Origin of the sequence: Echinicola salinicaeni, assembly GCF_014280965.1 — a bacterium.
GTDB classification, from domain to species: Bacteria; Bacteroidota; Bacteroidia; order Cytophagales; family Cyclobacteriaceae; genus Echinicola; species Echinicola salinicaeni.
In genome coordinates this window covers 517,078-539,630 of record NZ_JACODZ010000001.1, presented here as the reverse complement: position 1 = coordinate 539,630, position 22,553 = coordinate 517,078, and the positions used below count along the sequence as shown (strand labels likewise).

At 40.0% G+C, this 22,553-nt stretch carries 22 protein-coding genes and 1 tRNA gene; 14 read left to right on the top strand and 9 right to left on the bottom strand.

The window, feature by feature from the left end:
- Positions 1-114 precede the first annotated feature (114 nt).
- The 7 genes from H7U17_RS02175 (at position 115) to H7U17_RS02145 (ending at position 6,578) form a co-directional block, all read left to right on the top strand.
- Positions 115-1,515 carry an MBL fold metallo-hydrolase RNA specificity domain-containing protein gene (locus tag H7U17_RS02175; protein WP_186754302.1) on the top strand — a complete coding sequence of 467 codons (1,401 nt, stop codon included), beginning with the start codon at positions 115-117 and terminating at the stop codon, positions 1,513-1,515.
- Positions 1,516-1,580: 65 nt separating this feature from the next.
- A complete protein-coding gene (locus H7U17_RS02170) occupies positions 1,581-2,063 on the top strand; it encodes a carboxypeptidase regulatory-like domain-containing protein (protein WP_186754300.1) in 483 nt (160 codons plus the stop codon).
- 303 nt (positions 2,064-2,366) lie between these two features.
- A complete protein-coding gene (locus tag H7U17_RS02165; protein WP_186754298.1) occupies positions 2,367-2,936 on the top strand; it encodes an RNA polymerase sigma factor in 570 nt (189 codons plus the stop codon).
- Positions 2,929-3,729, top strand: a complete 801-nt coding sequence (locus H7U17_RS02160; RefSeq protein ID WP_186754296.1) for a hypothetical protein — start codon at positions 2,929-2,931, stop codon at positions 3,727-3,729. The genes H7U17_RS02165 and H7U17_RS02160 overlap by 8 nt, the downstream gene beginning before the upstream one ends.
- 24 nt (positions 3,730-3,753) lie before the next feature.
- On the top strand, positions 3,754-4,770 hold the full coding sequence (locus H7U17_RS02155; protein ID WP_186754294.1) for an outer membrane beta-barrel protein: 1,017 nt from the start codon (positions 3,754-3,756) through the stop codon (positions 4,768-4,770).
- 31 nt (positions 4,771-4,801) lie between these two features.
- Positions 4,802-5,596 (top strand): outer membrane beta-barrel protein, encoded by a 795-nt coding sequence (locus tag H7U17_RS02150; RefSeq protein ID WP_186754292.1) that lies wholly within the window; start codon positions 4,802-4,804, stop codon positions 5,594-5,596.
- A 58-nt stretch (positions 5,597-5,654) separates the two neighbouring features.
- Positions 5,655-6,578, top strand: a complete 924-nt coding sequence (locus H7U17_RS02145; protein WP_186754290.1) for a DUF4097 family beta strand repeat-containing protein — start codon at positions 5,655-5,657, stop codon at positions 6,576-6,578.
- A gap of 407 nt (positions 6,579-6,985) precedes the next feature.
- On the opposite strand, the gene H7U17_RS02140 is transcribed toward H7U17_RS02145, so the two are convergent.
- Complete coding sequence (locus tag H7U17_RS02140) at positions 6,986-7,465, bottom strand: hypothetical protein (RefSeq protein WP_186754289.1); 480 nt, start codon at positions 7,463-7,465, stop codon at positions 6,986-6,988.
- A gap of 11 nt (positions 7,466-7,476) precedes the next feature.
- A complete protein-coding gene (locus H7U17_RS02135; protein ID WP_186754287.1) occupies positions 7,477-8,586 on the bottom strand; it encodes a ferredoxin--NADP reductase in 1,110 nt (369 codons plus the stop codon).
- Between the two features lie 399 nt (positions 8,587-8,985).
- Here H7U17_RS02135 and H7U17_RS02130 point away from each other — a divergent pair, with 399 nt between their 5' ends.
- Together H7U17_RS02130 and purB are read left to right on the top strand one after the other, a co-directional pair.
- Entirely contained in the window at positions 8,986-9,720 is a 735-nt protein-coding gene (locus tag H7U17_RS02130) for a DUF4397 domain-containing protein (protein ID WP_230981233.1), read from the top strand.
- Between the two features lie 155 nt (positions 9,721-9,875).
- The gene (purB, locus tag H7U17_RS02125) at positions 9,876-11,219 is read left to right on the top strand and encodes an adenylosuccinate lyase (RefSeq protein WP_186754283.1); all 1,344 of its coding nucleotides are present in this window, start codon (positions 9,876-9,878) and stop codon (positions 11,217-11,219) included.
- A 229-nt stretch (positions 11,220-11,448) separates the two neighbouring features.
- On the opposite strand, the gene ctlX is transcribed toward purB, so the two are convergent.
- From ctlX to H7U17_RS02100, 5 genes are all read right to left on the bottom strand, one after another.
- Positions 11,449-12,390, bottom strand: a complete 942-nt coding sequence (gene ctlX / locus H7U17_RS02120) for a citrulline utilization hydrolase CtlX (protein WP_186754281.1) — start codon at positions 12,388-12,390, stop codon at positions 11,449-11,451.
- Between the two features lie 42 nt (positions 12,391-12,432).
- On the bottom strand, positions 12,433-13,359 hold the full coding sequence (locus H7U17_RS02115) for a hypothetical protein (protein WP_186754279.1): 927 nt from the start codon (positions 13,357-13,359) through the stop codon (positions 12,433-12,435).
- A 254-nt stretch (positions 13,360-13,613) separates the two neighbouring features.
- Positions 13,614-16,142, bottom strand: coding sequence for an ATP-dependent Clp protease ATP-binding subunit (locus H7U17_RS02110; protein WP_186754277.1), 2,529 nt, complete (start codon positions 16,140-16,142; stop codon positions 13,614-13,616).
- 82 nt (positions 16,143-16,224) lie between these two features.
- Positions 16,225-16,854 carry a WbqC family protein gene (locus H7U17_RS02105; RefSeq protein WP_186754270.1) on the bottom strand — a complete coding sequence of 210 codons (630 nt, stop codon included), beginning with the start codon at positions 16,852-16,854 and terminating at the stop codon, positions 16,225-16,227.
- Between the two features lie 262 nt (positions 16,855-17,116).
- Entirely contained in the window at positions 17,117-17,746 is a 630-nt protein-coding gene (locus tag H7U17_RS02100; protein WP_186754269.1) for an L-threonylcarbamoyladenylate synthase, read from the bottom strand.
- 181 nt (positions 17,747-17,927) lie between these two features.
- Here H7U17_RS02100 and mltG point away from each other — a divergent pair, with 181 nt between their 5' ends.
- The 4 genes from mltG (at position 17,928) to H7U17_RS02080 (ending at position 20,553) form a co-directional block, all read left to right on the top strand.
- A complete protein-coding gene (gene mltG, locus H7U17_RS02095; protein ID WP_186754267.1) occupies positions 17,928-18,974 on the top strand; it encodes an endolytic transglycosylase MltG in 1,047 nt (348 codons plus the stop codon).
- Between the two features lie 3 nt (positions 18,975-18,977).
- On the top strand, positions 18,978-19,382 hold the full coding sequence (locus tag H7U17_RS02090) for an acyl-CoA thioesterase (RefSeq protein ID WP_186754265.1): 405 nt from the start codon (positions 18,978-18,980) through the stop codon (positions 19,380-19,382).
- A gap of 14 nt (positions 19,383-19,396) precedes the next feature.
- Positions 19,397-20,335 (top strand): YihY/virulence factor BrkB family protein, encoded by a 939-nt coding sequence (locus tag H7U17_RS02085; RefSeq protein WP_186754263.1) that lies wholly within the window; start codon positions 19,397-19,399, stop codon positions 20,333-20,335.
- 133 nt (positions 20,336-20,468) lie between these two features.
- A tRNA-Ser gene (locus H7U17_RS02080) sits at positions 20,469-20,553 on the top strand.
- 298 nt (positions 20,554-20,851) lie between these two features.
- Here H7U17_RS02080 and H7U17_RS02075 read toward each other — a convergent pair.
- Together H7U17_RS02075 and H7U17_RS02070 are read right to left on the bottom strand one after the other, a co-directional pair.
- The gene (locus H7U17_RS02075) at positions 20,852-21,157 is read right to left on the bottom strand and encodes a hypothetical protein (protein ID WP_186754261.1); all 306 of its coding nucleotides are present in this window, start codon (positions 21,155-21,157) and stop codon (positions 20,852-20,854) included.
- Between the two features lie 16 nt (positions 21,158-21,173).
- Complete coding sequence (locus H7U17_RS02070) at positions 21,174-21,560, bottom strand: helix-turn-helix domain-containing protein (protein ID WP_186754259.1); 387 nt, start codon at positions 21,558-21,560, stop codon at positions 21,174-21,176.
- A 541-nt stretch (positions 21,561-22,101) separates the two neighbouring features.
- Between H7U17_RS02070 and H7U17_RS02065 the strand changes: the two genes are divergently transcribed.
- A complete protein-coding gene (locus H7U17_RS02065) occupies positions 22,102-22,518 on the top strand; it encodes a helix-turn-helix transcriptional regulator (RefSeq protein ID WP_186754257.1) in 417 nt (138 codons plus the stop codon).
- The last annotated feature ends 35 nt before the right edge of the window (positions 22,519-22,553 follow it).

Here is a 22,553-nt window from a genome sequence, read left to right as displayed (position 1 = left end):
TTTATATGCGTTGATTTAATTTTTAGAAAAGCAAGGTAGGGGTCTATCTTGCTTTTTCTCTTTTGGTTCCTTTTTATTCTTTTTTTAATTATCTTATACTAAGAAATAACCATTATGGACGTTAGGGTAAAATTTTTAGGAGCTGCGCAAACCGTAACAGGATCCCGATTTTTATTGGAGATTGATAACAGCACCATTTTAGTAGACTGCGGACTCTTCCAAGGCATCAAAGAAATTCGGCAAAGGAACTGGGAAGAATTCCCTTTTAATCCAGAAAAGATAGACATGGTACTTTTGACCCATGCCCATATAGACCATTCGGGTTATTTGCCCAAATTGGTCAAAGAAGGATTCAAAGGGCAGATCATATTGACAGAACCAAGTTTGGACCTAGTTAAAATTCTGCTGCTGGACTCAGGGAAATTACAGGAAGAAGAAGCTGCATACGCCCAGAAAAAAGGCTATTCTAGACACGAAAAACCAGAAGCTCTCTACACTGTGGAGGACGCAGAAAATGTCTTTGGTCAGCTACATCCTATTAAATTTGATACAGAAGTAAGCCTAACAGACCGAGTGAGCCTAACGGCTTATAATGCCGGGCATATACTGGGTGCCGCCATATTAAAACTCAAACTTCGTGGAAACACCTATAATAAAACCATTGTATTTTCGGGAGATTTAGGCAGGTATAATGACCCTATACTCAATCCCCCAATAGGAATTCCCAAGGCAGACGTACTTTTTATCGAATCCACATATGGAAATCGACTTCATGTAGAAAACACGCCTGAGTTTACTTTGGCCGAAGCCATAAATAGCACTTATCAAAAAGGCGGTGTCTCAGTAATTCCCTCTTTTGCCGTTGGCAGGACACAATTGATCCTTTACTATTTATTCAAACTCCAGCAAAAGGGTAAAATCCCACAAATCCCCATATATGTGGATAGTCCTATGGCCATAGACGTCACCAAACTCTATAAAGATTATTTGCAATACCACAGGCTTGGCCCCTCTTTACATGAAGAAAACGCCAATCCTTTTGCCCATAAAAACTTACATTACTTCCAAAGTCAGGAATCATCCATGTCCTTGAACCATTTTAGCGGTGATGCCATCATCATTTCTGCCAGTGGCATGGCTACAGGAGGCCGCATCGTCCACCACTTATATAACCGTCTCCCAAATGAAAAAGATAGCTTTATCTTTGTAGGCTATCAGGCTGAAGGCACCAGGGGTAGAAAATTATTGGACGGGGAAAAGTATTCTCGTATGTATGGTTTGGACGTAGAGGTAAAAGCCTCCATCTATTATATTGAAGGACTGAGTGCCCATGCCGATGAAAGTGAACTTTTGAAATGGACTGACTGTATCACGGAAAAGCCCAAAATAACCTTTGTTATACATGGCGAAAAGGAATCTGCAGAAGCCTTTGCTCATACGCTCAATGAAAATTATAGCTGGAATACACTAGTTCCCAACTACCTCGAATCTTATGAAATTTTTCAAGGAATCTAGTAAATAGGGCATAATTTATGATGGTAATAATTCAACTACCATTATTTTACACAACACATTATCACATGAAAACCAAGCAAATACTAAGAACTTTAGCCTATTCATTTTTTACGCTAGGGCTAGCTTCAATTTTATTCGGATGTAAAGCCCAGCGGGTGGATACACAAGGAATTATGGGACAAGTGTACTGGGTGGAAGGCAATCTAATGCCAACTATTTCAGATGATAATAATGTTCCTGAAAAGCCACCCAAAGAAAAGGTAAAAAGAAAGATCAGGATTTATGAGCGGACCCATATCAATGAAGCCAAAATGGGGGATCTACTATTTACTGAAATAGAAACTCCCATGGTGGCGGAAATTGAAACGGAGGAAGATGGCAGTTTTGTGATTGGCCTCCCCCCTGGGGCATATTCCATTTTCACGGTTGAAGAAGATGGATATTTTGCCAATGTATTCGATTTGGACACCTATATCCAGCCAGTGGAGGTCATCGATGGAGAATGGTCCCAACTGGAAATTCTCATCAACTATAAAGCGGCCTATTAAAAGGTCACTAACTATTAGAAAAACTCTAGGGCATCTTGATTTCATCAGGATGCCTTTTTATTTGTCGTCCAAACGAAAAAACACTGCAAAACGCTATTTAGAGACTGCCTATTGAAAGGCTATATTTTACCATCTATTAAAATTTCACATTTTTTTTCACACCCCCATGCAACCCTTTTTGTGTAAATTGTATCTACCTTATTGAAACCCGCACATTGTGTTTGTCCTTTACTGATCACAAGCCTTTTTGCGGATTCCCTGAGACCTCTATTAACAAACATTGTCGAAGGAATACAAAATATCATGTTTATAAGAAAAACTTTTACAACAGAAGCTGACATCATCAAAGGTTGCTTAAAGGGAAACAGAAACGCCCAAAAGCACCTATATGATCAGTATGCTGGAAAGTTTTTGATAATCTGCCGTCGTTATATCAAGGATCGGAACATGGCAGAGGACGTGATGATAGAAGGCTTTATGAGAATATTTGATAAACTTCCACAGTATGAACACAAGGGCAGTTTTGAAGGCTGGATGAAACGCATCATCGTCACCCAGTCCCTATTGGCCCTTAGGAAGCATCAAAAGTTAGCGATGGAAGTACATTTGGAGCATGACCTAATTGCTGGCAACACCAAGTACGAGTCTGTGGATATGGAAGCCGATGAGCTTATGGAAATGATCAGTGAATTACCTGTAGGGTATAAAACGGTATTTAACCTCTATGCCATCGAAGGTTATACGCATGCTGAAATAAGTGAGCTTTTAGGAATTGCTGAAAACACTTCCAAATCCCAATTGAGCAGAGCAAGAGCACTTCTCAAACAAAAGATCGCCCAATTACAATTAAAAGAAAGGAGTATCAATGGATAGTCAAAAACACCCAATAGATGAGCTATTTAGCCAAAAACTAAAACAGCATCAAGAAAGGCCAAGCAATTTAAGCTGGGAAAGATTGGACGCTCAGCTTGGACATCAAAAAAAATCCAATAAACCGGCCTGGATAAAGGTAGCGGCTGTGATCATCGGGATTTTTGCGCTTACAATTCTTTTGTGGCGCATTGACTTTACTGAAAATAAGGAAAACTACCCCATGCTTGCAGAGCAAACACCAGCTTTAAATCAGGAGTCCCTAACACAAAGTGCTGTTGTGCCCACTGATTCAAGCCGACAATCTGTGGAAAAAATAGAAAAGCCAATAGATGCCAATAATGATACTGAAAAGGTAGAAGATGAAAAGGACCATAAACCGGTCATTAAAAGCAAGCCTGCTCCTACTAAAGAAAATCTGCAAAAAGAACTACTTCCAGACAATTCCTTAGTAGCAGCTGCATCAAATCGCAAAACAATTGAAAAGGCTCCAGAAATCAAACCTGAAAGAGACCTAGGTTTACCTGAATTGGAAAACAAAAAAATCTCTATAGATGAACTCATCGCCGACAATGGTACTGTAGACAAAAAAGAAGAGCCTGTGGCTTATACAGTAAAGATCAAATCAAGCGGGATTTCAGAAAAACCACAAAAAGAAAATTTGGTCTCGGAAATAGGTGAAAAAATCAATACCCTCGGAGGATTAATTGGCAAAGTAGATAAAGGTTATGCAGACCTGCAGGATGCAAAAAACAATCTATTTGCCTCATTGATCAGTAAAAAAGAGGATAATTAAGCGAATACTTTAATCGATAATAATATGAAAAGATATGTTTTAGCCATGATTTTTATGGCATTTGTGCAGACAGCTTTTGCTTTCAATGAAAGCTACCAGGCTGCCAAAGACAGCATCATCGTAGAATATGGACATTCGGGCCGTATAGTTATCCTAGTAGACAATAAGGAGGATTTCGAAAAGTTAAAGGCATTGGATGTAAACCAGATCATCCGTGAATTGGATTTAGAATTAGATGAAGAAACGGGAGAACTTACCGTCGTAGAACTTAGCAAAGATGAAGGAGATAATAAAGAGATCGTACGCGTGGAGGAACATGGTCCTGAAACTACTGTATCAGTAGGTAGAATAAAGGTCATTGTTGACGAATCTGGACCAAACACAAAAGTCCGACTTGAAAAAAAGAAAAAGGTCGAGCCCCCCTTCCGCACCTTCTTCAATTTTGATCTGGGGATCAACAACTATCTCCAAGACGGAAGTTTCCCCACATCAGACAATCCCTATGCGGTAAAAGGCTGGGGAAGTTGGAACGTAGGACTTAACTGGATGGCCAGCCAAAAACTTTCAAAAGGATTCTATTGGGACTTCGGACTGGGGATGCAATGGTACAATTTCAAATTTGAAAACAGGGATTTTCAGGCTGTAAGAGGCGATGAAGGAATTGACTTTATCCAAAGAACTGATGTGGATGGATTTAAAAGCAAAGTCAGTGCTTCCTATATTACCGCCATGACCTTATTGAGACTGGACTTTGGCAGGATCAATGATAATGGTCATAAAGGAATTAAAATAGCAGCGGGCCCCTATTTTGGCTATCGCGTAGGAGGAAGAAGCAAATTTGTCTACAGGGAACTTGGTGGTTCAGGAAGACAAAAAGACAAGCTTAATACGGGCATATACCTAAATAATGTACGCTATGGCATTAGAGGAGAAATCGGTGTGGGACGAATCACATTCTTCTCCACTTATGACTTAAACGAGCTATTCCAAGACGATAAGGGACCAGCACTCAACCCTATCACTTTTGGCCTTGTTTTTTAATATGAAAGAATAATACTATTAAATTAAAATAATGAAAAAACTACTTTTATTTATTTGCCTTTCCACCTGTATTCCAGCAATTTCCATCGCACAGGAAAGTGATGAAAAAGAGGTGGTGAAAGTGAAAAATTTTCGTCTTTTTGGAAACCAATGGATTTATGAAAAATATGCTGACAGATCATGGACCATAAATACAGAAGGATGCAGTGATGTTATTGTAGAAACAGATGGTCCGAAAAAGCGCAACTATGAAAAAAGGTTCAATATAGACCTTGGGATCAATACCTGGGTAAATGACCCTTCCTCTCCTACTATTAAAGCTTGGGGAAGCTGGAATGTCGGCTTGAATTATCAGCACGTTTATTCCCTCGGCAAACATTTTACATTTAATCCAGCCCTTGGCGTAAGTTGGTATAATTTCAAACTGGAGGATTCAGACCTGATTCCTCTCAAAACCGATGATGGGATTGTTTTTGAACCTTTTGAAGATGGAGAGGGTACCAAATCCAAAATATCATCTTCCTATGCGAATTTCAGTCTTATCCCGAGCTACCATAGCGAAAATGGAAAAATCAGAATAGGACTTGGCCCGTATATAGGATATAGACTTGGTGGAAGAGGCAAGTTTGTCTATGAGGATGAAGAAGGCAAGTCCCATAAAAAATTCGAGAAGTCAAATATGTTTAACAATGACCTTAGGTATGGTGGAAGATTGACCCTTGGGGTTGGAGAGGTTGACTTCTACCTTAATTATGACCTCAACCCTGTATTCCAAACCGGAAAAGGACCAGAAGTTAATGCACTTAGTTTTGGAATAATCCTTTAAACATCAGCAAATACACACCACCTACCCAATGCTTCCTTGAACATAAACCATTAAAACTATGAAAACTTCATTCCGTTATATTGGCTTCCTATTATTCCTTTTTGGAATTAGCCTGGGACACAGCCAGGGCCAATCAAAAATCGAAAAGTCATTTGACAATATTGAAAAACTGGAAATCCAGGGAGGAAGTATTTCCTTAAGCTATGAAGGCAATGCATCCCAATCATCCATAGAAGTCACTGCTGATCTCGGTGATGATCAGAATGGCGACAAAAACCTGATCTTTGTTACAGTAGGAAACACCCTTAAAATCTCTTACCAAAAAACCGGGAACTGGAACAACAATAAGAACAAAAGATATATCCATATTACAGGTCCTGAAGTCATTATGCTTAAAGCTGTTAACTCTTCTGGAAAAATGCATATAAAGGGCGTGGCCTCTGAACTTACTGAATTAAAGGCAAGCTCAGGAATCATTCATATTGAAGATATCTCCGGTAATTTAAGATTAGCCGGTTCCTCAGGAAAAATAGAAGTCAACAATGTGGAGGGGGATGTAGACTGTAAAATGACCAGTGGAATCATGGACTTGGAATATATTAAAGGAAATACTTCTTTGAGCTCTAGCAGTGGTAAGATCACAGCCAGACATGTTGCAGGTGAATTAAATGTAAAAATCACTTCTGGAAGTGTGGACCTGGAAGATATATCTACTTTAGGAGCGCTAAAGTTATCTTCCGGTATGATGAATGCCAAAAAAGTCGGCTTTGGCCCCAACACCTCCTTTTCAGGCTCTTCAGGAATGTTCAAAGTCAAAGCCAATGCCTTGCTGGACAATTATAACTATGACATGAATGCAGGAAGTGGCATGGTCAAAGTCGGCAAACAGTCTTCAAGTGACCATTTGCTTATTGACCATGGTGCTGCCTATACCATTAAGGGGAATATCGGTTCAGGAATGATCTCCATAGAAAAATATTAAAACAGCATCTAATTATTCGTATGACGTGTCAAGGATCTGATTACAGTTTGGGATTGCAATGACTTGAATCCATCTGTGTTCATTCAGTGAATCTGTGGTTGATAATATTTTATGTTGATATGGCTTCAATACGATTAGTAAAAGAGATTCCTTCTCCGTAGGAATGACTGCGTTTACCGAGGTCTGATTACAGTTGACTGGTTACTCTTAGAACGAGATTGCTACACTACGTTCGCAATGACACCAGTGGCCTCATTTTCAAAAAATATTGATAGAATGACAGAAGTTGAAAGAGAATTACATTTAAAAACAGACACAATTCCTATTCGTCTTAATTATTCACTATTAAAATAGCAGATATATAAAAAACCAAAAAAGGCATCGGAAATTGATTCCGATGCCTTTTTCTATTCATCTCTTCTGCCAAACTCAGCGACAGTGGCCCTTTGCTCTCCTTTAAGCTTTAACAACCTGATGATCCTATCCGGAGTGGGTTTGCCCAATGAAACAAATCCCAATGTCAGCGCATATCCAATGGTAAAACCCGGATTATCAAAAAACAATAATCCAGCACCACATAGAAACCCGGAAACAAAGAGCATCCAAAACCGTAGCATGGTGAGCCGAGCATATTTTTCCAATTTTACTTCGAGTGGCATATCAGGATTTCTTAAATTTCTCAATCCTTGGTTAAACAGTACAAATTGAGCAATTAAAATTGCACCTACTGATACTAACCCAATTGTATTTAGCTTCTCAGACAACTGTGGCAAGTCCAATTCCATATTGCCACTGCTTGTATACAAATAGGCAAAAGCAAACACCGGCAAGGGGATGGCGATAAGTATCAATACATTTCGCTCAAGCAGCCTAAAATTTCTCTTCATCACTTCTAGCATTAGCCTATATCTACTTTTACATCTCCTGTCTTTGGATGGGACACACAGCAAAGAATATAACCTTCTTCTTTTTCATTTTTGCTCAACCCCGCATCCTGATCCATACTTACTTCACCACTCACCAGCTTGCCTCTACAAGCCGTACACAAGCCACTTTGGCAGCTATAAGGCATATCATACCCTTCATCCAAGCCCGCTTCAAGGATAGTTTTTCCTGCAGGCACTTCAAAGCTATGCTCCTCCCCCTCAAGATTAATACTCACTTCTCGGGTAAGTTCAATATTGGCATTTTCCTCTTCATGAGCTTTTTCTGCCTCATCAGATGAGGAGGTATAAAAACTCTCTCTGTGGATATTATCATGGGACACATTCATCTTAAGCAGTGCCTCCACACTTCCTTCCATCAATCCTTCCGGGCCACATAAAAAATAAATCTCCTTATCCGCATCAGCATAATGCTTCTCCTTCACTATATCGGCTATCATTTCCTCATTCAGCCTTCCTTTCAATCCAGTCCATTCCTCCTTAGGTTGGGACAGTGTATGTACTACCTCAAAGCGCCCTTCATACTTATTGCAGAGTGCTGTCAACTGATCATCAAAAATAATCTGATCTTCAGATCGGTTACAGTATATCAAAGTCACCTTGGATAGTGGCTCATTGACCAATACTGACTTAGTTATTCCCATAATCGGAGTAATACCACTTCCTCCAGCTATCATCACAAAATGGTTCTTGTTTTTAGAATGAAAATCTGTGGTAAAATGTCCTAATGGCTTCATGACCTCTATGGTCTTCCCTGGCTTGATATGATCATTCAAATAATTGGACACCAAGCCACCATCAATTTTCTTGACGGTTATCCCTGGATGTGGGTCTACATAGGGAGAAGTACATAAACTATAAGATCTACGTTCTTCTTTACCATTTACCTCCAATATCAATGTCAAAAACTGTCCAGGCTTATAGTCCAAATAGGGCTCTGGCTGTTCAAAATATATACTAATGGCCTCAGAAGTTTCCCTTTTAACTTCCCTTACCTTCAGTGACAAATACTGACTCCCTCTTTTCTTCTCTCCTTTATTCTTTTTAAATAAGCTAAATAACATTCCTTCTACTGAGTTTATCTACTTCGTATAATCGTCCTCAAAATTAAGGCTGATTTTTTTAAAATCCCCTTAATCCCAATCTTTAAATCCCTTAAAGAACATTTAAATGGTAAAGATGTTCCCAAGCCCAGCAATATTAACTCAAAAACCAGTCCTTTTTCTTTAAATAATAAGGTTCTATATGATTTACAGGGGTAACCTTTACTTTGTTTTCCTTATTAAGGTTTAACCACACTAAATTTCATATGGAGCCAATAATAACAGCAGTCGCTTTGGTAAAAATTCACAAAAAAATTTCAAGGCCTTGTAGCGTTTCTTTGTGACCTTACGTTTTGGGGAAAAGCAAAGAAAAACAACAAAAAAATAGATTAAACCAACAGTATTATGTTAACGCAAATCATGAATAGAAGCCTGTTCAAAAATTGGAAAAAAAGCCTGGGTCTTTTTTTCTTGGCTGTATCACCCCTATTGATCACCAGCTGCCTTGATGATGATGACACGGATTATTATGATGGTCCTGTCGCCTATGTAGCTTACTATCACGGCTCACCTGAAACGGGATCAGTAAGTATTTATGCTGATGGAAGGGTTTATAACACCAATAATTTTGAGTATACTGATTACTTCAATTATGGACGTTATTTTACTGGAGAAAGAACATTGTCTTTCAAAAACAGAAATGCCGCTAACTCATTATTGGACACTACCGTGACCTTGACTGAGAATCAAGCGTATTCATTCTTCTTTATCGATGCTGCAGAAGATGATGACTCAGATATGGGGACCCTTATTGCAGAAGACAATTGGAATGAGCCTAACGAAGGCAATGCCATGATCAGATTGGTACACCTTTCCCCTGATGCACCGGAGGTCAATCTTACTATAAATGACAGCGAAACACCATTATTTTCCAATGGAGCTTATATGGACGTAACTGATTTTGAAGAGATTCCTGCTGAAATGAGCAATTTTTCTTTGACAGATGCCAATTCCGGTGAAGTACTCCTGACTGCTGATGACCTCAACCTTCGCAGCCAAAGAGTCTATACCGTAGTGGTAAGAGGCTATATGGATTCCTCAGAAACGAATAAGGGGCTAAGCCTTCAAGTGATAAGAAACTATCCAAATTATTAAAACCGACTATTACCGCATAATCGGAGGGGATTACCTTGATGGTAATCCCCTTTTTTATGTCTCCCATTCCCTTTTGTTAAAAAAATTCCAAATAAAAGGCTTTTACATTTTAATAAATTATTTTTGTGGCGTCATTCAAACAAAAAGAAATCATCATGAATTTAAATACGCTGACCGCAGTATCCTCTGTGGATGGAAGATACGGAAGCAAAACTGCTCCCTTGAGAGCTTATTTTTCTGAATATGCCTTGATTCTTTACAGGGTAAAGGTTGAGGTGGAATATTTCATCGCGCTTTGTGAAATGCCATTACCTCAATTAAAAGGCATTTCCAAAGATATCTTCCCAAAACTCCGTGCCATTGTGGACGACTTTTCCGAGGCTGATGCAGCGTCTATCAAAGAAATTGAAAAGACCACTAATCATGATGTTAAAGCAGTTGAATATTTCTTGAAAGAAAAATTTGACCAACTGGGACTTGAAGAACAAAAGGAATTCATCCACTTTGGATTGACCTCTCAGGATATCAATAATACCGCTACCCCACTCATGCTCAAGGAAGGGCTGAATGAAGTAATGCTTCCGGTCTTGGAAGAAGTAATGACTAAACTAAAAAGTCAAATTGCAGAATGGGGAGACATCTCGATGTTGGCAAAGACCCATGGTCAACCTGCCTCCCCAACGCGCTTGGGCAAGGAATTCCAGGTTTTCTTGACCAGACTGGAAAATCAATTGACCCTACTGAACCAAGTACCTCATTCCGCGAAGTTTGGTGGTGCTACAGGTAATATGAATGCCCACAAAGTAGCTTACCCTGATCAAGAGTGGAATGTATTTGCCAATAACTTCGTCAGCCAGTACCTTGGTTTGGAAAGAAGCTTCCCAACCACTCAAATTGAGCATTATGACAATATTGCTGCTCTTTTTGATGGCTTGAAAAGAATCAACACCATCCTTTTGGATCTTTCTAAGGATGTTTGGCAATATGTAAGCATGAACTATTTCAAGCAAAAGATCAAAGCAGGCGAAGTAGGATCTTCTGCCATGCCACATAAGGTGAATCCTATTGACTTTGAAAATGCAGAGGGTAACCTGGGCATCGCCAATGCACTATTGGAGCACCTTGCAGCCAAACTACCTGTCAGCAGGTTACAAAGAGACCTTACTGATAGTACAGTTTTGAGAGTAATTGGCGTGCCATTGGCCCATATGCTTATTGCCTTTGAATCATTGAAAAAAGGAATGGGCAAATTGGAATTAAACAAAGCGGCTATCGATGCTGATCTTGAAGAAAACTGGGCCGTGGTAGCTGAAGCGATTCAGACCGTCTTAAGAAGAGAAGGTTATCCAAAACCATACGAAGCACTGAAGGACCTCACCAGAACCAATAGTAAAATCACTGAAACCTCCATCCGGGAATTTATCGATACTTTAAATGTTTCTGATGAGGTAAAAGCAGAATTGAAGGTGATCACTCCTTTCAATTACACTGGAATCTAAGCCGGATCATGCATTGGGAATCTTAACAGATAGGCTAATGCATATTTCGGGTTTAAGTTTATCCTAAACCATAGACCATAGAAACAGGCTGGCTCATAAGTCGGAAATACGTCATCACGAGTGAAGCGAAGTGATCTCGAAGTACTTACATTGTACATATAGGGAGATTGCTTCTCTTCGCTATCGCTACAATCGCAATGACGTGGATTTATGAAACAGCCTGTTTTTTTTACTTCTTCACCCTTGGCAAAAAAATCTCCGCCATCATACAGCGGACACTACCACCACCCAATTTCTCAATGGTGGGAATATCAGGAACAATCAAATCTGTATATTTTGAAATGATTTGCTTTTGCCCTGCCTTAAGACTTTTGAAGGCACTGGCAGACATTACTGTAAAATGCTTCCCCTCCGTATTCTTTAATTCCAACATATTACCAGCAAAAGCATTCTTTTGGTGCAAGGTTATTGGAATGATTTTCTTACCATGCTTTTCCAAACTTTCCTTTACCATCATCTTTTCCGCCTCCCTTTCAATGCTATCCAAACAGACCACGGCCATCTTAGATCCCACATGCATCATCACATTGGTATGATAAACTGGTCGCTTTGGATATTTCAATTGCTGTACCGCATGAAACAGCAATACTTGATAACCTTTTAATTGTTGGAAATAATGCAGGGGAACTGAATGTGTTCGCTCTGAAGCACAGGCATAAACAATTTTATTTTCCCTATCCAGCACCATACTCCCTGTACTTTCCAAGTACTGTCCATCATCTTCAAAAAATGTCAAGTCAACTACCTCCTCGGTCTTAAAATCATAATCGGCAAGTTTACGGACCAAGTCTTTTCTCCTCTCAGCACGCCTGAGCAGGGACATCATGGGATAAAGCAAGATACTGCCGTCTTCATGCGTACTGAACCAATTATTTGGAAAAACAGCGTCCGGTTTAATCGGCGAAACGGTATCCTCCAATACGATAACCTCAATACCATTCGCACGGAGCATGGCTACCATCCCATCAAACTCTACCAATGCTTCTTGCTGAATAAGGGAATTTGGCCGCTCATCCTGCGCTTGATACAGGTTATCCACGGCTGTTTCTGGATTATATCCAAAAGCAGCAGGTCTAACCATCAAAACCGTGGAAGCTATCTGGGAATTCATCAAATCACCATCTTATCAATGTCTATACTTTGCCAAATTTCCTCAAGGGGTCTTTGGCTTTTTATAATATTGGTAGAGTATTGGTTTAATCCGGAATCTTTGTTCACTCAGGCTAAAATAACTGTTTCCATCCTTTCCAAATGCCAAAGCCTCGCCTTGGGGTTCTGGCACATAAGGTAATTGAACAGGCTTTCGGGAAAGTGCATCTACGAGGCTTTCTCCTTCTTCCCTTTCCCAATGGTAGACCACCCAATAATTTTTGATGATGATTTCCTTCCCATCAGGAGAAATATCCCCTCCCACTGACATGGTAATGGGGAGTTCCAACACCTTTTCAAGCTCTGCCTGCTCCTTTTCGGTGTCTTCAGCACCTAAGCGGTATAGTACATTACTGGAATCCCGCTTAGTCACTATATACACATCTCCATTCCAAGGGTCCACCATCAAAGTTTCAGCATCTTTTGGTCCATCTGGATAAGTAAGCTCCGTTACTTCAGGCTTCACCTCAATCTTATCTTGACCTGGAAGAGGCTCTTCGAATCTTAATAACTTGATTGAGGGATAAACACCCTTATTATCTCCAATTTCACCTATATAAATATAAGACTTTTCCTTATTCCTTCCCGGACCTATGGCGATATCCTCCCAATCCCGATTATCTGCCCCATCCAAGGCTATTTCCCTGGTGATTTTTCCCGTACTATCCATCTGATAAAGTACTGGCAATCCTCCACTGTCATTATGGGTATAGAGTACATTATCATATTTTCTGGAATATGCCAAGCCACTGGCCTCATCGATGCGTTTGTGGTCCACCAAGCCCATTTCTTTGCCACTGGTATAAAGTGAATCCTCCACTTGGGGATTGATTCTAATTTCAAATTTCTGGAACACTTTTTCAGAAATTAAATAGGGCATTAGTGAGGCCAGAAAAGATATTTTCAGCAAAAATTGTAATACAAATTTCATAAGCTTCTTTTCACAAATTAAAGGCCAACAAAACTTTACCTTAAATCATTAACTCTTAAAATATGTTAACTTTTAACCCGATGCGCATTTGTCATGATCAGCAGCACTTAAACCCTAAGGAAACAATAGTTTACACACTGACCTTAAACCAGTTATGACATATAACAAATAGGCTAATGCATAAAATAAGTTAATATAAGCTCAAAAAAAAAGAGGCCCAAGATAGGCCTCTTTTTAATTCGTCTATTAAAATGTTAATCTGCTTTTTCTTTTTTCTCAACCGTGATGTCCAATTCATCCCCTTTGCCAGAGTAATCAGCTTTGATTACATCGCCATCGGAAAGCTCTCCTCTTAGAATTTCCTCAGCAATGGAATCTTCCAGGTACTTCTGTATGGCCCTGTTCAATGGACGTGCACCATACTGTTGATCATATCCTTTATCAGCCAAGAAGTCTTTGGCCTTATCGGTCAATTCAATATGATAACCAAGGTCAGTAATTCTGCTGAACAATTTCTCCAAACTGATATCGATGATCTTGTGTATATGTTCCTTGTTCAAGGAATTGAATACCACTACATCATCCAACCTGTTCAAGAATTCAGGGCTAAAGGCCTTTTTAAGTGCACTTTGGATAGTGGTTTTCATCACTTCATCCATATTTTCCTCTTTGGCCTTGGAGGCAAATCCAATACCCGCTCCGAAGTCTTTCAAGTCCCTAACACCTATATTGGATGTCATGATAATCACCGTATTTCTGAAATCCACTCTTCTTCCCAGTCCATCGGTAAGTATACCATCATCCAACACTTGCAATAACAAATTGAATACGTCTGGGTGAGCTTTTTCGATCTCATCAAGCAATACCACTGAATAAGGCTTTCTTCTCACTTTTTCGGTCAACTGACCGCCTTCTTCATAGCCCACATAACCTGGAGGTGCTCCTACCAAACGGGAAACACTAAATTTCTCCATATATTCGGACATGTCAATTCTTACCAAAGAATCTTCCTTATCGAACAGATAGGTTGCCAATGTCTTGGCCAATTCCGTTTTACCAACCCCTGTTGGTCCTAGGAATATAAATGAACCGATAGGCTTCTTAGGATCTTTCAACCCTACCCTGGTTCTTTGTATCGCTTTGGTCAACTTCTTAATGGCATCATCCTGACCGATCACCTTACCTTGAAGTTCTGCGCCCATATTGAGCAACTTATTACCTTCATTTTGGGCAATACGCTTGGCAGGAATACCTGTCATCATTGCGATTACCTCTGCCACATTATCTTCCTCTACGGTATAACGCTTGGTTTTACTTTCTTCTTCCCACTTAGCTTTAGCGTTTTCCAATTGCTCTAGCAATTTTTTCTCACGATCTCTCAACTGGGCAGCCTCTTCATACTTCTGGCTTTTAACTACCCTGTTTTTCTCCACTTTGATGTTCTCAACTTCTTCCTCTAGTTTGAGGATTTCATCAGGAACGTGGATATTGTTGATGTGAACACGAGCACCAGCCTCATCCAAGATATCGATGGCCTTATCCGGTAGGAAACGGTCAGAGATATAACGGTCAGACAATTTCACACAAGCTTCAATCGCCTCAGGTGTATAGTTCACATTATGGTGATCTTCGTATTTGTCCTTGATATTATTAAGGATCTGCATGGTTTCCTCTGGAGAGGTGGCGTCCACCATTACCATCTGGAATCTCCTTGCCAAAGCACCGTCTTTTTCAATATACTGTCTGTACTCATCCAATGTAGTGGCCCCGATGCATTGAATTTCTCCTCTTGCCAAAGCAGGTTTGAACATATTGGAGGCATCCAAAGAACCACTGGCACCACCAGCACCTACGATGGTATGCAACTCATCTATAAACAAGATCACATTTGGAGATTTTTCCAGCTCATTCATCACAGCTTTCATTCTCTCCTCAAACTGCCCCCTGTATTTGGTACCTGCCACCAAAGATGCCAGATCCAAAGTCACCACGCGCTTGTTGAACAATACACGGGAAACTTTTTTCTGTACAATTCTCAAAGCAAGGCCTTCAGCGATAGCCGTCTTACCTACGCCAGGCTCACCTATAAGTATCGGGTTGTTTTTCTTTCTTCTGGACAAGATCTGAGCTACACGCTCAATTTCCTTTTCCCTACCAATAATAGGGTCAAGCTTGTCGTCTTCAGCCATTCGGGTCAGGTCCCTGCCGAAATTATCCAAAACAGGTGTCCTGGACTTTTCGGTTGAGCCTTTGCCTCCACCTCCTGATGAACCACCAGATGAACCGAATAGTTTGCTGCTTTCCTCATCAGTATCATCCGCCTCAGCACCTGAGCGTGGGCTTTGATCCGTTTGGAATTCCAACATTTCTTTTACCGTATCATAAGTAGTATCGAATTTATGCAGGATTTGGGTAGCTATATTATCTTCATCCCTCAGGATGGACAGCAATAAATGTTCTGTCCCGATAAGTTGGCTTTTAAATATTTTAGCTTCCAAATAAGTAATTTTAAGCACTTTTTCAGATTGCCTAGTCAAAGGAATATTGGCCAAGTTTTTCACATTGTGATTGGCCGTTCCTTTTACTGCCCGCTCCACAGAATTGCGAAGCTCATCCAAAGGCACTCCTAATTTCTTCAATATGGAAACAGCGACACCTTCCCCCTCACGGATCATGCCCAGCAAGAGGTGTTCGGTCCCAATGTAATCGTGCCCCAGACGCAAAGCTTCTTCACGACTTAGGGAGATCACCTCCTTGACTCTATTTGAAAATTTTGCTTCCATTTATTTCCTTTCTGAATTGTGATAATTGCTATATCTAATTTTACCGAATTTGTTTTAAAAACACAATCCTTTTAGCGATTGTTCAATTCTTTTTTTTTGATCGTCGGATTAGTTCCAAAGAACCAGGCCCCTCACAAAACAACAAATCGATAATACTTAAATTAGGTGCAAAGTCTAGGCCAAACAATTGATTGTAAGGCTCCGGCGTATAAATACCCCTGGCCTCATAAGACTGTTTAGCTACTATTTTGCCCCTTAGGTCTGCCATTTCTGGACCTTCCTCATATTTCGAGCTAACTTCTACTTTTGCCTTTATTTGCAGTAATTTCAGACAAAGTGTCAGCAACTTATGGTTCAACTCAAACAAACTGTCAATTTGTTCATTGAATATATCTTCAAAATAGGGATAGTAATATTCAAAATAGGGTGCTTTGCCATAAGCACTTTTTATTCCCCGCAAATGAACATTCTGCCACTTTTGCCCGTAATCAATCTTGACCTTGCTGTATTTCACTTTTTTATTCCCTCCTATAATGGGAATGCTTAAGGTCTCCACTTTATTGGACAAATGTATCTGTGCCCTATTTCTATATGTCTGCTTTTGATAATTCCCCTCTCTCTCCAAGACTATCTTATTATAACCTTCTATGGCAACAAAAAATTCTATTGGTGGCAGATAAAATAGGTCAACTAACAATTCTTTCTTTTCCATGCCCAAAAATAAACATTTGAGCTTTATTGCCTATTACGATCTTCTTTTACCTTTTATTCAAATAGAATTTTGCGCTTGCCCAATGAAGAGATTCCCTTCTTTTTCTATACCGATTACAAATGTAATCATCCTAAGCACCTGTCTGCTGTCAAAGGCATGGAGTCGAAGGAAGTATATGGCCTCGACTTTACCTGATGTTTAGACAGGCCCGCTCGGCCTGATATTATTTAATTTTATCAATTCAATCCGCAATAATTTAAGGCTAGAGCACCTCATCAATATCCCCCAGTCCTTCACGAAGGACTTCTATCTCTCCTCCTGTACAATCAACGACGGTAGAGGCAACATTGTTTCCATATCCACCATCAATCACCACATCGACCAAATCCCGGTATTTTTCATAGATCAACTCCGGGTCGGTACTGTATTCCAAAACATCATCTTCATCCCTAATAGAAGTGGTGACTATAGGCTGTCCCAGCTCTTTTACCAATATACGAGGAATGTTATTATCTGGGACCCTGATACCAACAGTTTTCTTTTTACTGTGCAAAAGCTTGGGCACCTTATTATTTGCTTCCAAAATAAAAGTAAACGGCCCCGGTAATGCCTTCTTCATCAACTTAAAAACAGGAGTACTCAGTACCCTGGTATATTCTGAAATACCGCTCAAGTCGTAGCAAATAAAAGAGAAATTCTGTTTTTGGGGCTTTACCCCCTTTATCAAGCAGATCCGCTCAATGGCCTTGGTGTTATAAATATCACAGCCCATCCCATAAATGGTATCCGTGGGATAAATAACTATTCCACCTTGCCGCAGGACCTCCACCACCCGGTTGACCTGACGAGGATTGGGGTTTTCGGGATATAATTTAATAAATTCAGCTGCCATAAAAATCTCATTTTAATACCGAAAAGTAATCATTAACAGTCAAATAACCATCTTTTTCGGCCAGTCAACAGTAAAGCTAAGCCCTATTCCTGAGAAATCTAAGCCCTGTAAAGGATTAGATTAGGTTTAATTTTATTTAACTATTTTTGCCCAAGCAAAAATCTGAGCCGTATTTAAACTTATGATCACCAAGAAAAACCAAAAATATTTTATGATAGGCATGGTGGCGCTTTCCGTCATGATCTCTTCATTTGTCTTTTATTTCTATCAGGTGTTTTTCAGCCCCAACACCCTGACCGAGTCTGAGCAAACAGTCAGTCTCAAAATCCCCTCAAACGCCAATTTCAAACAAGTATCTGATATCCTTACCGAAAACAACATCATTACAGACGTGATCTCTTTCAGCTTTGTAGCCAAGATCATGAAGTACCAAGACAATGTCAAACCTGGACTCTACGCCATCAAGCCCAAAATGTCCAATAAGGAACTGGTAAGCTTACTGAGATCAGGCAGACAAACGCCTGTTCAGATTACCTTCAATAATATCAGGACCAAAGAAGACTTGGCTGAAAAGATTACCAATAATCTAGAGATCAAGGATGATCAATTCCTGGATTTATTGAAAGACAGCCTCTATATCAGGAAATTTGATTTTGAGGAAGAGACCATCATGAGCATGTTCATCCCAAATACCTATGAGGTTTACTGGAACACCAGCCCTGAACAGCTTTTTGACCGCATGTACCGGGAATACAATAATTTCTGGAATGATGAACGCAAGGAAAAAGCCAGGGTGCTTGGCATGAGCCCCGAGGAAGTTTCTACCTTGGCATCCATAGTTCAAGCAGAAACCGCAAAAAGAGATGAACGCCCAAAAGTGGCTGGGGTTTATATCAATAGACTGGAAAGAAATATTCCCCTTCAGGCAGACCCTACCTTGGTTTTTGCCCTTGGAGACTTCACCATCAAAAGGGTGCTCAATGTACACAAGGAAATAGAAAGCCCCTATAATACCTACAAATATGCAGGCTTACCGCCAGGCCCTATCAACCTGCCTGAAATCTCATCCCTAGACGCTGTCCTCAATTATCAAAAGCACAATTATCTCTACTTCTGTGCCAAAGAGGATTTTTCAGGATACCATGTATTTTCCACCAACCTAAGAGACCATTTAAACCAGGCACGCAAATACCAGAATGCCTTGAATGCAGCCAAAATCTACCAATAAACTATGTTTACTGCCAAAACTCAAGTTCGCGTAAGATATGCTGAAACCGACCAAATGGGCTATGTCTATTATGGGAATTATGCCATGTACTTTGAAGTGGCCAGGGTAGAAGCTTTAAGAAGTATAGGCTTCAGCTACAAAAGAATGGAGGATGAAGGCGTCATGATGCCGGTTTTGGAAAGCTATAGCAAATATTTAAAACCGGGCAAATATGACGAGCTACTCACCATTACTACCCATATTGCCAAAGTCCCTGGAGTAAAGATCCGATTTGATTATGAAATCCACAATGAACAAAAAGAACTGATCCATCTGGGGCACACTATCTTGACCTTCTTGAAAAAAGACAGCCATCGACCGTGCAGACCTCCACAGGATTTACTAGATTTATTACAGACTTACTTTTAGAAAAATAAGCACTGATGGTCAAAAAGAAAGTGCATAGCCTTTTACAGCAACTGGATAAGCAAGCTCAAAAACTGCGCAGGATTCACCTCAAAAATCCAGATCAGAACCTTTATGATGTCGGAAGGATATTTATCCACCAGCTCCATAAGGATGAAATTGATGACAGGGCAAATGCTGTAGCATTCAACTTTACGGTAGCATTATTTCCTTTGATGCTATTCCTGTTGAACCTATTGCCCTTTATTGAGATATTCTTTCCTGAGCTTACCCCGGAAAACATCCTAATCTTCATCAAAGAGGTCATGCCCGGCCCCTTATACGAGGGAACAGAAGCCACCATCCTGGATATCATCAGCAGGCCTAGACAAGGTATGCTTTCCTTTGGGTTCTTTCTAGCCCTATACTTGGCCACCAATGGCGTGGCCTCACTCATGAGCGCCTTTAATGCCTGCTATCGCACCAAGGAGAACAGGAGCTTTTTCCAAACCCGCGCCATCGCAGTGGGCATCATCGTATTCCTGGTTTTGGATATTTGTGTAGCTGTATTGGTCATGATATTCGGCAATAAGATGCTGACCCTGTTGACAGAGTATGGCGTGGTCTCCAATAATATACTTTATTTACTGGTCGCCACACTGAGATTTACTGTATTGCTGATCCTCTTTATGTCTGCAACAGCCTTTATCTTTAGGATTGCCCCAGCGGTACATGACAAATGGCATTTCTTCTCCATAGGATCCCTTACTGCAGGATTGCTGATTACTTTAGGTTTTTTCTTGTTCTCCTATTACCTGATCAACTTCGCTTCCTATAATAAGCTCTACGGATCCATTGGTACCATGATTGCTTTGATGCTTTGGCTGCTGATTACCTCGTATATTATATTGATCTGTTTTGAAATCAATGTCAGCTTGGACAAGGCCGCCCAGCGCAAACATTTGCCCAAAATTTAGTCCCCAAGCAATCAGTAAGTTAAGATTTTTATATAAATTTTATTTAGCAAAGTATTGTACATATCAAACTTAGTAGTACCTTTGCAAACCGTAAGACAAACATAAACGTCTTCAAATAATACGCATCAGACCCAGAGGAGTGGCAGAGTGGTCGAATGCGGCGGTCTTGAAAACCGTTGTACCGCGAGGTACCGGGGGTTCGAATCCCTCCTCCTCTGCACTTAAAAGCTAGGCTTTATGCCTAGCTTTTTTCGTTTGGAGTCTTCGGGGCAGCCCTACATTCTGGCCCCTCGCTAAAACAGTCCACCGGACTGTTTCTTAACTCTCGGTCCTCTCCTCCTCTGCAAAAGGAAATCTTTTCCCAATAGCGAAACTTATTAGGAACCCACTTTTTCAGACTTTAAACTTTCATAAAAACTAAACCCTCAGTGTAAAATCATAAATAGAGGATAGAAATGATGATGATATTATTCCTAGGAGGTTGTATAGGGAACTGAAATATAATAAAAGGAGTTTTCAAACCCTATTTAGGGATTGCCATAACCCCTTATAACACTCCTCCGCCAACTCTATCAACTCTTCACCCAAACTAGTAATAGGATAATCCAGGCATCTATCCATAAAGGCCATATAAGTATCTAAAAAATCATTCTCCAAATGCGCTGGCACTTCCATCAGCCGCTTAACCAAATCCATAATACCCAGATGATGGCGAAGGCCGGCATCCAGGTCAATATTATCCAAACCTTTAATCAACTGATTATGCTTAAGGTCTTGGCGGATCAATTCTATGATAAGCTCGTCTTTTTGAATATTGATCATAATGCTTTGATTAAGTTTAAACAATAGCCTCCTTTATCAGGCTTTTTAAGGCATCATTGCTGTCTTTGAGTTGGCGGAGTATTTCGATTAAGGCATCAAACTGGCAGCCATCCATTTGAACTTTCCTTTTTTCCAGTTCATAAAAATACTCAATCAGTTGCCCTGGCCTAATGGTCAAAATATAAATGGGATCAACCTGCACATAATCAGCATACCTTTTTATCAACTCTACGGTAATTTTAGTTTCTCCACGTTCATATTTGGTATAAGCCGCCTCGCTGATTCCTAAATGAAAAGCGAGCTCCATGGCCTTCAGACTCCTCAGTTTTCTAAAGGTCATCATATTATGTCCTATTGATTGATTATCAAGGAGTGCTTCTTTAAATTGGCTTGGATCACTCATATCTACATTATTTAGGAAAGGATCATTACTATAAATCAATTTCCTGAAACTGCCTTTTCTAAACTATTCCTACAGGAATATCTTATTCCTTAATTCCTTTTTGGCTCTAAATGAATTAGAAAATCACCTTGCTAAAATCTGAAGGGAATTACTCAGATGTATAGATAGATGATCCGCCTTGCATATATTGAGCGTTAAGAAATTAAAGAAGAGGGTAAGCAAAAAGGCAGGCATGTTTGACGCAATGGAGATCAAAATGGTGGTAGGCTATATATCAGGAGGAGTTTGCCTGCATGTGGGCTGGCTTTAATTTTAGCTCAATAGATGCATAGCGGCGGGGTTTTTGGGTTACTTTTTTGACCTGCAGCAAAAAAGTAACAAAGTATGAACAGCTTATTAGGGTGAAATTATACCAATAAATCAATTTCAGAAAATCCTATAAATCATAAGAAAACAGCTTTTCCAACCATTTATAAAAACCATTTCCCAAATTCCTCCAATTTCCTTAACTTGTCTTTTAGTTTTTTAATAGCCAAGACTTATGACAAATTCAGCTGCACGAAATATCCATCAAGGAAGAAATATCAAACGCTTTAGGGAAATGCTAGGCATCAAGCAGGATGCCTTGGCCCACGAATTGGGTGAAGACTGGTCCCAAAAGAAAATCAGCCTACTAGAGCAAAAAGAAAGCATAGAGGAAAATATTCTAAAGCAGGTTGCAGAAATCCTTCATATTCCGGTCGAGGCCATCCAGAACTTTGATGAGGAGCAGGCGGTGAATATTATATCTAACACATTTGGTGATAATGCGTGCGTTGGAAATCCTAACAGCACCTTCAATTTTAATCCTATTACCGAGTTAAAGCAGCTCCACGAAGATAAAATGGCATTATATGAGCGAATGCTGAAAGAAAAAGATGAAATGATCGCTAGGTTGGAGAAGTTGATTAACAAATAAATAGGGTCCAGCCCAGTGAAGTTGGATTATCTTCT

Coding starts and splice junctions, on each gene's coding strand:
- H7U17_RS02175 (WP_186754302.1), top strand. CDS start 115: ATGGACGTTAGGGTAAAATTTTTAGGAGCTGCGCAAACCGTAACAGGA.
- H7U17_RS02170 (WP_186754300.1), top strand. CDS start 1,581: ATGAAAACCAAGCAAATACTAAGAACTTTAGCCTATTCATTTTTTACG.
- H7U17_RS02165 (WP_186754298.1), top strand. CDS start 2,367: ATGTTTATAAGAAAAACTTTTACAACAGAAGCTGACATCATCAAAGGT.
- H7U17_RS02160 (WP_186754296.1), top strand. CDS start 2,929: ATGGATAGTCAAAAACACCCAATAGATGAGCTATTTAGCCAAAAACTA.
- H7U17_RS02155 (WP_186754294.1), top strand. CDS start 3,754: ATGAAAAGATATGTTTTAGCCATGATTTTTATGGCATTTGTGCAGACA.
- H7U17_RS02150 (WP_186754292.1), top strand. CDS start 4,802: ATGAAAAAACTACTTTTATTTATTTGCCTTTCCACCTGTATTCCAGCA.
- H7U17_RS02145 (WP_186754290.1), top strand. CDS start 5,655: ATGAAAACTTCATTCCGTTATATTGGCTTCCTATTATTCCTTTTTGGA.
- H7U17_RS02140 (WP_186754289.1), bottom strand. CDS start 7,465: ATGAAGAGAAATTTTAGGCTGCTTGAGCGAAATGTATTGATACTTATC.
- H7U17_RS02135 (WP_186754287.1), bottom strand. CDS start 8,586: ATGTTATTTAGCTTATTTAAAAAGAATAAAGGAGAGAAGAAAAGAGGG.
- H7U17_RS02130 (WP_230981233.1), top strand. CDS start 8,986: ATGAATAGAAGCCTGTTCAAAAATTGGAAAAAAAGCCTGGGTCTTTTT.
- purB (WP_186754283.1), top strand. CDS start 9,876: ATGAATTTAAATACGCTGACCGCAGTATCCTCTGTGGATGGAAGATAC.
- ctlX (WP_186754281.1), bottom strand. CDS start 12,390: ATGAATTCCCAGATAGCTTCCACGGTTTTGATGGTTAGACCTGCTGCT.
- H7U17_RS02115 (WP_186754279.1), bottom strand. CDS start 13,359: ATGAAATTTGTATTACAATTTTTGCTGAAAATATCTTTTCTGGCCTCA.
- H7U17_RS02110 (WP_186754277.1), bottom strand. CDS start 16,142: ATGGAAGCAAAATTTTCAAATAGAGTCAAGGAGGTGATCTCCCTAAGT.
- H7U17_RS02105 (WP_186754270.1), bottom strand. CDS start 16,854: ATGGAAAAGAAAGAATTGTTAGTTGACCTATTTTATCTGCCACCAATA.
- H7U17_RS02100 (WP_186754269.1), bottom strand. CDS start 17,746: ATGGCAGCTGAATTTATTAAATTATATCCCGAAAACCCCAATCCTCGT.
- mltG (WP_186754267.1), top strand. CDS start 17,928: ATGATCACCAAGAAAAACCAAAAATATTTTATGATAGGCATGGTGGCG.
- H7U17_RS02090 (WP_186754265.1), top strand. CDS start 18,978: ATGTTTACTGCCAAAACTCAAGTTCGCGTAAGATATGCTGAAACCGAC.
- H7U17_RS02085 (WP_186754263.1), top strand. CDS start 19,397: ATGGTCAAAAAGAAAGTGCATAGCCTTTTACAGCAACTGGATAAGCAA.
- H7U17_RS02075 (WP_186754261.1), bottom strand. CDS start 21,157: ATGATCAATATTCAAAAAGACGAGCTTATCATAGAATTGATCCGCCAA.
- H7U17_RS02070 (WP_186754259.1), bottom strand. CDS start 21,560: ATGAGTGATCCAAGCCAATTTAAAGAAGCACTCCTTGATAATCAATCA.
- H7U17_RS02065 (WP_186754257.1), top strand. CDS start 22,102: ATGACAAATTCAGCTGCACGAAATATCCATCAAGGAAGAAATATCAAA.